The sequence below is a fragment of the Pseudomonas cyclaminis genome, assembly GCF_015163715.1.
Lineage (GTDB): Bacteria > Pseudomonadota > Gammaproteobacteria > Pseudomonadales > Pseudomonadaceae > Aquipseudomonas > Aquipseudomonas cyclaminis.
Map to the genome: position 1 here is coordinate 1 of NZ_JADDUM010000180.1, position 9,044 is coordinate 9,044.

Consider the following 9,044-nt stretch of genomic DNA (forward strand, 5'->3'; position numbering starts at 1 on the left):
CCGATGGCGGTGTATCAGTCTCCAAATGTATCAACTGACAGACTGCTATCGGGGGCAAGCCCCCTCCCACATTGGATCTTCATTGGTCTTACTTATCTTTGACCAGTTTGACGGCCAACACATCGCACGCGCGCCGTGCAGTACATCATTGGCAGTAGAACCCAGCAGCAACGCCAAACCGTGACGACCATGGCTACCCACCACGATCAAGTCGCAAGCCTTTTCCTTGGCCAAGTGATGGATTTCCTGGCGCGGTTGGCCGTATGTCAGGTGGCAGTCTTCCTTTTTCAGGTGCGGGTATTTGAGAATCAAACGGTCCAGGCGCTCCTTGGCCTGGTCAAATTGTTGTTGCTGCAACTGGGAAAGGTCCATCGGCACGTCACCGCCAAAGGCCATGGCCATGGGCTCGACGATATGCACCAGCGACAGTATGGCGCCATTGGCCAATGCAGATTCCTGCGCGCGCTTGATCACTGGATCGCACTCTTCGGTCAGGTCGACAGCGACCAGAATATGTTGGTAGGGCATGAGGCGTTCCTCCAGGGGACTGCAATAAATTAAGTATGGCTGCTTTCAAGCGGATCGGGTTGTGTCAGGTCACATCCGCTCATCTAGAAATTCGGGAGTACACATATGACGGTCTGGATAGTGGTGTCAATCCTTGTGGTGGTTCTGAGCCCCCTGGCATGGCTGCGCCCGTCGCGCCATCAGAGCGGGCGTATGGCCCTGCGCATGGAGGCGCGCCGCATCGGGTTGGCCATGCAATTGGCACCCCAGGAGTGGCCGCACTGGCTCAAACAGGAGCCGCCGAGCCCCTGCGCGCAGTACTGCCGGCCACGGCGCGGCAGCACGCCGGCCATCTGGAGCTACTGGCAGCTGGAGCCGGGGGTGTGGGTCAATCAGTGGCGCGAAGTCTGCGAGGACGAGAAGTTGTTGCCGCATTTTGCAACGCTGCCGGCCAACGTCTACAAAGTCGAGGCTGACAAGCAGATGATCGCCCTCTATTGGGGCGAGAAGGGCGAAGCGAGTGATCTGCTCGCCATTGATGCACTGCTCAAAGCGTTGGCTTGAAAGCCAGGCAATAAAAAGCCCGACATCATCATCGGGCTGGAGTTGGCCAGGCAGGCCGGTAAATCGGTGGTTGCCGCGTCGGATGTTCATCCAGGCGCGTTACGGTTGCGGCTAGCCTAGCCGGATATCCCGTTCTGTACAGTCTTTTCCCACATCTTTCCTATAATTGATTTCGTGAATATTTGAATATCGGCGAAGCATGGGCCTAGGGTTGGGGTTCTGAAATGACTGGAAAGTCGCGTTTTTCCTAGCCTTTCGAGCGATTGACAATTGCCTGGAATTGGATGAAGGTGGCGTACCCAAATCAAACGGGCGTATGAATTGAGCGTTTGTCTGTCAGACCGCTCATACATATATCCCGACTAGCGCATTGGCGGGTGTGCCTGGCGTATTGGCGTGAGCATTGACCTAACGGCCAGTGTCCAACCAGAGGCCAGCGTCCAATGTGTACTGTTCAGCTTCCATATCCTGGAGATCAGTTGATGATTTACGAAGGTAAAGCCATCACGGTTAAGGCTCTTGAAAGTGGCATCGTCGAATTGAAATTCGACCTCAAGGGTGAGTCCGTCAACAAGTTCAACCGTCTAACCCTGAACGAACTGCGTCAGGCCGTAGACACCATCAAAGCAGATGCTTCGGTCAAGGGCGTGATCGTTTCCAGCGGCAAGGACGTGTTTATCGTCGGCGCTGACATCACCGAATTCGTCGACAACTTCAAGCTGCCCGATGCCGAGCTGGTGGCTGGCAACCTCGAAGCCAACAAGATTTTCAGCGATTTCGAAGACCTCAACGTACCAACCGTTGCCGCAATCAATGGCATCGCGCTGGGCGGCGGCTTCGAAATGTGCCTGGCCGCAGACTTCCGCGTCATGTCGGCCACTGCCAAGATCGGCTTGCCTGAAGTCAAGCTGGGCATCTACCCAGGTTTCGGCGGCACCGTACGTCTGCCGCGCCTGATCGGGGCCGACAACGCCATCGAGTGGATTGCCGCAGGCAAGGAAAACCGTGCTGAAGACGCGCTGAAAGTCGGCGCCGTCGACGCCGTGGTTGCGCCGGACAAACTGGCCGAAGCTGCACTGAACCTGATCAAGGGCGCCATCAGCGGCGAATTTGACTACAAGGCCAAGCGTCAGCCGAAGCTGGAAAAACTCAAGCTCAACGCCATCGAACAAATGATGTCGTTCGAAACCGCCAAAGGTTTCGTGGCTGGCCAGGCCGGCCCGAACTACCCGGCGCCGGTTGAAGCGATCAAGACCATCCAGAAAGCTGCGAACTTCGGTCGCGACAAGGCTCTGGAAGTGGAAGCGGCAGGCTTCGTCAAACTGGCGAAAACCTCGGCGGCACAAAGCCTGATCGGCTTGTTCCTGAATGATCAAGAGCTGAAGAAAAAGGCCAAGGCCTACGACGAAATCGCCAAGGACGTGAAACAGGCCGCCGTACTCGGTGCCGGTATCATGGGCGGCGGTATCGCCTATCAGTCGGCGTCCAAAGGCACGCCGATCCTGATGAAGGACATCAACGAGCACGGTATCGAGCAAGGCCTGGCCGAAGCGGCCAAGCTGCTGGTAGGTCGCGTTGATAAAGGTCGTATGACCGCTGCAAAAATGGCCGAAGTGCTTAACGGCATTCGTCCTACGCTGTCCTACGGCGATTTCGGCCATGTCGACCTGGTGGTCGAAGCGGTTGTCGAGAACCCGAAGGTCAAGCAGGCGGTACTGGCTGAAGTTGAAAGCCACGTCAAAGACGACACCATCCTGGCGTCGAACACCTCGACCATTTCCATCTCGTTGCTGGCCAAGGCCCTCAAGCGTCCGGAAAACTTCGTCGGCATGCACTTCTTCAACCCGGTGCACATGATGCCGCTGGTGGAAGTGATCCGTGGCGAGAAGTCCAGCGAACTGGCCGTTGCCACCACCGTTGCCTACGCCAAGAAAATGGGCAAGAACCCGATTGTGGTCAACGACTGCCCGGGCTTCCTGGTCAACCGCGTGCTGTTCCCGTACTTCGGCGGTTTCGCCAAGCTGGTCAGCGCCGGTGTGGACTTCGTGCGTATCGACAAAGTCATGGAAAAATTCGGCTGGCCAATGGGCCCGGCGTACCTGATGGACGTGGTCGGCATCGACACCGGCCACCACGGTCGCGACGTAATGGCTGAAGGCTTCCCGGACCGCATGAAAGACGACCGCCGCTCGGCGATCGACGCGCTGTACGAGGCCAAGCGCCTGGGCCAGAAGAATGGCAAGGGCTTCTACGCCTACGAGGCGGACAAGAAGGGCAAGCAGAAGAAAGTCGCTGATCCATCGGTGCACGAAGTACTCGCGCCGGTCATCTACGAACAGCGTGAGGTGTCCGACGAGGACATCATCAACTGGATGATGATCGCCCTGTGCCTGGAAACCGTGCGCTGCCTGGAAGACGGCATCGTCGAGACCGCCGCCGAAGCCGATATGGGCCTGGTGTACGGTATTGGTTTCCCTCCATTCCGTGGCGGTGCGCTGCGTTACATCGACTCGATCGGTGTGGCTGAATTCGTTGCCCTGGCTGATCAATACGCTGATCTGGGCCCGCTGTACCACCCGACCGCGAAGCTGCGTGAAATGGCCAAGAACGGCCAGAGCTTCTTCGGTTAAGCGCCCAGACGACTAGAGCGAGAATATTTATGAGCTTGAATCCAAGAGACGTGGTGATTGTCGACTTCGGTCGCACGCCGATGGGCCGCTCCAAGGGCGGCATGCACCGCAACACCCGCGCTGAAGACATGTCCGCGCACCTGATCAGCAAACTGCTGGAACGCAACGTCAAGGTCGACCCGAACGAAGTCGAAGACGTGATCTGGGGCTGCGTCAACCAGACCCTGGAGCAGGGCTGGAACATCGCGCGCATGGCCTCCTTGATGACCCAGATCCCGCACACTGCGGCTGGCCAGACCGTCAGCCGCCTCTGCGGTTCGTCGATGAGCGCGCTGCACACCGCCGCCCAGGCGATCATGACCGGCAACGGTGATGTGTTCGTGGTCGGTGGTGTGGAACACATGGGCCACGTCAGCATGATGCACGGCGTTGATCCTAACCCGCACATGTCCCTCTACGCGGCGAAAGCCTCGGGCATGATGGGCCTCACCGCGGAAATGCTCGGCAAAATGCACGGCATCACCCGCGAAGCCCAGGACGCGTTCGGCGTGCGCTCCCACCAACTCGCCCACAAGGCGACGGTGGAAGGCAAGTTCAAGGATGAAATCATCCCGATGAACGGCTACGACGAGAACGGTTTCCTGAAACTGTTCGACTACGACGAAACCATTCGTCCGGATACCACCCTGGAAAGCCTGGCGGCATTGAAACCTGCCTTCAATCCAAAGGGCGGCACCGTGACAGCCGGTACTTCGTCGCAAATCACCGACGGTGCTTCGTGCATGATCGTGATGTCGGCGCAGCGTGCCCAGGACCTGGGCATCCAGCCGCTGGCAGTGATTCGTTCGATGGCCGTGGCGGGTGTGGACCCGGCAATCATGGGCTATGGTCCAGTACCGGCCACACAAAAAGCCTTGAAGCGCGCGGGCCTGACCATCTCCGATATCGACTTCTTCGAGCTCAACGAAGCTTTCGCCGCACAGGCCCTGCCAGTGCTGAAAGATTTGAAAGTACTCGACAAGATGAATGAGAAGGTTAACCTGCACGGCGGTGCGATTGCCCTGGGCCACCCGTTCGGTTGCTCCGGTGCACGTATTTCCGGCACTTTGCTTAACGTGATGAAGCAAAATGGCGGCAACCTTGGGGTTGCCACCATGTGCATTGGTCTCGGCCAAGGCATTTCCACCGTCTTCGAACGCGTCTAAGCGTTGAGTTGACGGAAGCCGGGGCCCAGTGCCCCGGTTTTTGTTTTTGGGTGGTTTTGTATTTTTTTTTATCAAATTTTGTAAGAGGGCCAGAGCATGAAAGTTGAACCAGGGCTCTACCAGCATTACAAGGGGCCGAAGTACCGCGTTTTTAGCGTGGCACGGCACTCTGAAACTGAAGAAGAAGTGGTGTTCTACCAGGCGCTGTATGGTGAATACGGCTTTTGGGTGCGCCCCTTGAGCATGTTCCTGGAGACCGTCGAAGTTGACGGCGAACAGGTCCCGCGCTTTGCTTTGGTCCAGGCCGAACTCAGTCTTTTTTCAGGGCAATAACAGCAGGCCGCGCAGAATGCTGCGCTTGACCTCACCTTGTTGCCACTATATATAGCGTTGCCGCGTCAGGCGCCAACTGCCTTTCACTTCTCGAATTCAGGAATTTTCTGATCCATGGGCAAATCGCTGGTCATTGTGGAATCCCCGGCTAAGGCCAAGACCATCAACAAGTACTTGGGTAACGAGTACGTGGTGAAGTCGAGTATCGGCCATATCCGAGACCTGCCCACCAGCGGTTCGGCTAGCGCCAGCAAGGAGCCTGCCGCCAAGCGCGGCAAGGCGGCTGCGGGCGAAGGTCCGGTGCTCACGCCAAAAGAGAAAGCGCGCAAGCAGCTGGTCTCGCGCATGGGTGTGGACCCGGATCATGGCTGGAAGGCCAAGTACGAAATCCTTCCGGGCAAGGAAAAGGTCATCGAAGAGCTGCGCCGGCTCGCCAAGGATGCTGACACCATCTATCTCGCAACGGACTTGGACCGCGAAGGGGAAGCCATTGCCTGGCACCTGCGGGAAGCCATCGGCGGTGATGACAGCCGCTACAAGCGTGTGGTGTTCAACGAAATCACCAAGAAAGCCATCCAGGAAGCCTTCTCCAAGCCAGGCGAACTGGACATTGACCGCGTCAATGCCCAGCAGGCCCGTCGTTTCCTCGACCGCGTCGTGGGTTACATGGTCTCGCCGCTGCTGTGGGCGAAGATCGCCCGTGGCCTGTCCGCCGGGCGTGTGCAATCGGTAGCGGTCAAGCTGGTGGTGGAGCGTGAGCGCGAGATCCGTGCGTTCAACCCTGAGGAATATTGGGAAGTCCACGCCGACCTCGGTACTGCCAAGGGCAACAACGTCCGTTTTGAAGTGGCCCGCGAGAAAGGCGAAGCCTTCAAGCCGCTGAACGAAGCCCAGGCCATGGCCGCGCTGGAAAAGCTCAAGGCGTCCAGCTACAGCATCGTCAAGCGCGAAGACAAACCGACCAGCAGCAAGCCGTCGGCGCCGTTCATTACTTCCACCCTGCAACAGGCCGCGAGCAACCGCCTGGGCTTCGGCGTGAAGAAAACCATGATGATGGCCCAGCGTCTGTACGAAGCCGGCTACATCACTTATATGCGTACCGACTCCACCAACCTGTCGCAAGACGCGGTGGCGATGGCGCGCACGTACATCGAAAGCGAGTTCGGCAAGAAGTACCTGCCGGAAAAGCCGAACGTCTACAGCAGCAAGGAAGGCGCACAAGAGGCTCACGAAGCGATTCGTCCTTCCGACGCCAACACCGAGCCAAGCAAGCTGAGCGGCATGGAGCGCGACGCTGAGCGCCTCTACGAGCTGATCTGGCGCCAGTTCCTGGCCTGCCAGATGCTGCCGGCGCAATACCTGTCGACGACCGTCAGCGTGGGTGCTGGTGACTTCGAGCTGCGTGCCAAGGGCCGTATCCTCAAGTTCGACGGCTACACCCGCGTAATGCCGCAAATCGCCAAGCCCGGTGACGACGATGTGCTGCCGGACATGGCCCAGGGCGACACGTTGAAGCTGATCAAGCTCGACCCGTCCCAGCACTTCACCAAGCCGCCGGCACGTTATTCGGAAGCCAGCCTGGTCAAGGAGATGGAAAAGCGCGGTATCGGCCGTCCTTCGACCTATGCGGCGATCATCTCGACCATCCAGGACCGTGGATACGTCGCGCTGCACAACCGTCGCTTCTATTCGGAAAAGATGGGCGACATCGTGACTGAGCGCCTGTCCGAGAGCTTCTCCAACCTGATGGACTACGGCTTTACCGCCGGCATGGAAGAAAACCTCGATGACGTGGCCCAGGGCGAACGCGACTGGAAAAACGTACTCGACGAGTTCTACGGCGACTTCAAGAAGAAACTTGAGGTAGCTGAAAGCCCTGAAGACGGCATGCGTGCCAACCAGCCGGTAATGACCGATATCCCGTGCCAGACCTGTGGCCGGCCGATGCAGATTCGTACCGCGTCCACCGGCGTGTTCCTCGGTTGCTCGGGCTACAGCCTGCCGCCGAAAGAACGCTGCAAGGCCACGGTCAACCTGGTGCCGGGTGATGAAATCGCGGCCGACGACGAGGGTGAATCCGAGTCGCTGGTATTGCGTGGCAAGCACCGTTGCCCGATCTGCAGCACGGCGATGGACGCCTACCTGCTGGACGAGAAGCACAAGCTGCACATCTGCGGTAACAATCCGGATTGCAACGGCTATGAAATTGAAGAGGGCACTTACCGTATCAAGGGCTACGAAGGTCCGAGCCTGGAATGCGACAAGTGCGGTAGCGAGATGCAGCTCAAGACCGGCCGTTTCGGCAAGTTCTTCGGCTGCACCAATCCGACCTGCAAGAACACCCGCAAACTGCTGAAAAGCGGTGACGCAGCGCCGCCGAAGATGGACCCGGTGAAGATGCCTGAACTCAAGTGCGAGAAGGTCAACGACACTTATATCCTGCGTGATGGCGCCTCGGGGTTGTTCCTGGCGGCGAGCCAGTTCCCGAAAAACCGCGAGACCCGTGCGCCGTTGGTGCTGGAGATCGTGCCGCACAAGGACGAGATCGATCCTAAGTACCACTTCCTGTGTGAAGCGCCGAAGAAGGACCCGGATGGTCGTCCAGCCGTGATCCGCTACAGCCGCAAGACCAAGGAGCAGTACGTGCAGACCGAAGTGGACGGCAAGCCTACCGGCTGGAAAGCGTTCTACGACGGCGGCAAGTGGAAGGTCGAAGACAAGCGCCAGGGCGCTTGATCGACTGATCTGCAATAGACAAGGCCGCCTGTATGGGCGGCCTTTTTTTGCGCTTGCAGTGCGCTCGGTTGATCCGAGACACTATTCAGCCAGCATCATGCCTTATTCGTTGTGGAGATTGCCGTCATGGCCAACGAACTCTATACCCGTACCAACCAGAAAATTTACTTCGCGGGTTTGTCCCTGGAAGCCCTTGGCCGTGCCGAGGACGGGAAGGAGATGAATGCTATCGCGTTGGTCCAGGCGGGGCGTGAAGCAGCTTTATTTCACCTGTACGGCGCGTTGCTGGGGCTGTGTCATGAAATCGCCGGCTTCTACCGTTTGCCACAGGCCGGTTCGCCCCGTGCGGAACTGATCATGAACCGTGAAGTGCTGGAGAGCATGGCGATTCCTGAGTTGTCGGAACTGGTAGAAATGGCCCAGAGCCCGGACAGCTGGGTCGCGCGCCTGCTCAAGGCCCATGCCGATATGTTTCAGCCGCCGCGTGTTCCCCACGTCCCCAAGGGGGATGTGACTCAGCCGTTGATCGTGGCAATTGCTCTGGAAGAGGACGAGCCGAAGCCGCTGAGCCGAGAAGAGTTGGAAGGCTGGCGTCAGGAGCTGAAGAAGATGGCGCTGCGCTTTCGTGAAGGCCTGAACGAGTGCTGAAGCTCGGGCAGGCTCAGAAAGCGCCGTTCATCAAGCTGTAAAGAAACCTCGCCAGATCCTCAACGAGGCTGGGTGGATGACTGATATAATCCCGGCCTTTCGTGGAGAACAGACTTTTATGCCGACGTCCTTTCTGGAAATTGTTGAGTTGCCTGACGGCCGAATCGAGCTGCGCCGGGCTGAGGACGAAGGTTCTCTGGTTATCCTGGATTTTTCCGAGGATGCCAAAGCGTTCCTGCAAGGCCAGCACGTGGAAGTGGCAAAAGCCATGTTGAGCGTAGGTGTGCAGATGGCGGGTCGTCTGGCGGAAGGCGAGCCGGAGAAAGAGGATGGTTCGCGGGTTCTCCACTGAATGTGGCCAGCGGGTTCGCTGTTGTGGTGAGCGGGCTTCTGTGGTGAGTGGGCTTGTTGTGGTGAGCGG

7 protein-coding genes and 1 pseudogene are annotated in these 9,044 nt (G+C 58.3%); 7 read left to right on the plus strand and 1 reads right to left on the minus strand.

The window, feature by feature from the left end; all coding sequences use genetic code 11:
* Positions 1-88: 88 nt before the first annotated feature.
* A pseudogene (locus IQK56_RS21105) lies at positions 89-528 on the minus strand (universal stress protein).
* 105 nt (positions 529-633) lie between these two features.
* Here IQK56_RS21105 and IQK56_RS21110 point away from each other — a divergent pair.
* The 7 genes from IQK56_RS21110 to IQK56_RS21140 all read left to right on the plus strand — a co-directional run bounded on the left by IQK56_RS21110 (position 634) and on the right by IQK56_RS21140 (position 8,975).
* Positions 634-1,071 (plus strand): hypothetical protein, encoded by a 438-nt coding sequence (locus IQK56_RS21110; RefSeq protein ID WP_150761428.1) that lies wholly within the window; start codon positions 634-636, stop codon positions 1,069-1,071.
* Between the two features lie 482 nt (positions 1,072-1,553).
* Positions 1,554-3,701, plus strand: a complete 2,148-nt coding sequence (fadB, locus tag IQK56_RS21115) for a fatty acid oxidation complex subunit alpha FadB (protein ID WP_099587434.1) — start codon at positions 1,554-1,556, stop codon at positions 3,699-3,701.
* 29 nt (positions 3,702-3,730) lie between these two features.
* Positions 3,731-4,906 (plus strand): acetyl-CoA C-acyltransferase FadA, encoded by a 1,176-nt coding sequence (gene fadA / locus IQK56_RS21120; RefSeq protein ID WP_026136849.1) that lies wholly within the window; start codon positions 3,731-3,733, stop codon positions 4,904-4,906.
* Positions 4,907-5,002: 96 nt separating this feature from the next.
* The gene (locus IQK56_RS21125; RefSeq protein ID WP_193864178.1) at positions 5,003-5,239 is read left to right on the plus strand and encodes a DUF1653 domain-containing protein; all 237 of its coding nucleotides are present in this window, start codon (positions 5,003-5,005) and stop codon (positions 5,237-5,239) included.
* Positions 5,240-5,353: 114 nt separating this feature from the next.
* A complete protein-coding gene (topA, locus tag IQK56_RS21130; RefSeq protein WP_122306716.1) occupies positions 5,354-7,975 on the plus strand; it encodes a type I DNA topoisomerase in 2,622 nt (873 codons plus the stop codon).
* A 126-nt stretch (positions 7,976-8,101) separates the two neighbouring features.
* Positions 8,102-8,623 carry a DUF6586 family protein gene (locus IQK56_RS21135; protein WP_122306717.1) on the plus strand — a complete coding sequence of 174 codons (522 nt, stop codon included), beginning with the start codon at positions 8,102-8,104 and terminating at the stop codon, positions 8,621-8,623.
* A 118-nt stretch (positions 8,624-8,741) separates the two neighbouring features.
* Positions 8,742-8,975, plus strand: a complete 234-nt coding sequence (locus tag IQK56_RS21140; RefSeq protein ID WP_032889274.1) for a hypothetical protein — start codon at positions 8,742-8,744, stop codon at positions 8,973-8,975.
* Positions 8,976-9,044 lie beyond the last annotated feature (69 nt).

Bases quoted from the DNA above. Each gene is read 5' to 3' on its own strand.
- IQK56_RS21110 (WP_150761428.1), top strand. From the start codon at position 634: ATGACGGTCTGGATAGTGGTGTCAATCCTTGTGGTGGTTCTGAGCCCC.
- fadB (WP_099587434.1), top strand. From the start codon at position 1,554: ATGATTTACGAAGGTAAAGCCATCACGGTTAAGGCTCTTGAAAGTGGC.
- fadA (WP_026136849.1), top strand. From the start codon at position 3,731: ATGAGCTTGAATCCAAGAGACGTGGTGATTGTCGACTTCGGTCGCACG.
- IQK56_RS21125 (WP_193864178.1), top strand. From the start codon at position 5,003: ATGAAAGTTGAACCAGGGCTCTACCAGCATTACAAGGGGCCGAAGTAC.
- topA (WP_122306716.1), top strand. From the start codon at position 5,354: ATGGGCAAATCGCTGGTCATTGTGGAATCCCCGGCTAAGGCCAAGACC.
- IQK56_RS21135 (WP_122306717.1), top strand. From the start codon at position 8,102: ATGGCCAACGAACTCTATACCCGTACCAACCAGAAAATTTACTTCGCG.
- IQK56_RS21140 (WP_032889274.1), top strand. From the start codon at position 8,742: ATGCCGACGTCCTTTCTGGAAATTGTTGAGTTGCCTGACGGCCGAATC.